Source organism: Paraburkholderia sp. SIMBA_054 (assembly GCF_046534875.1).
Classification (GTDB): Bacteria; Pseudomonadota; Gammaproteobacteria; order Burkholderiales; family Burkholderiaceae; genus Paraburkholderia; species Paraburkholderia hospita.
The window spans coordinates 1-276 of the sequence record NZ_JAWRXV010000684.1 but is presented as its reverse complement, the minus strand read 5'-3'; the positions used below and the strand labels follow the sequence as shown (position 1 = coordinate 276).

The 276-nt window shown below is 52.5% G+C and carries 1 protein-coding gene; it reads right to left on the bottom strand.

What is annotated here, in order from left to right; genetic code table 11:
* Window position 1 precedes the first annotated feature (1 nt).
* Window positions 2-276: hypothetical protein (locus tag SB822_RS56845; RefSeq protein ID WP_410859070.1), on the bottom strand; the 275-nt coding region annotated here is incomplete at its 5' end.

Sequence of the window (276 nt, the reverse complement as noted above, 5' to 3'; positions counted from 1 at the left end):
ATCACAGCTTCATGGGTATCAGCATGATTGGATGGTCGGTTATTGGTGCCGTCGGAGGTGTAGCCCTCGCTGTGTATGGATGGACGCTATAGTCGCTGCGTCTATGATATACTTCATCAGCGTGCCCATCGTGTTCGCCGCACGTGGAGGCGCGTAGCCCCGGCGTATTGGGAGACGTGCCGGGGTTTTCTTGTTCATCCCGAAACAGACTGTTTACAATATGCGAGATAAACGTCGACTGGGCACCTATTATTGCTTTCAGCGTGATTTCCCAAG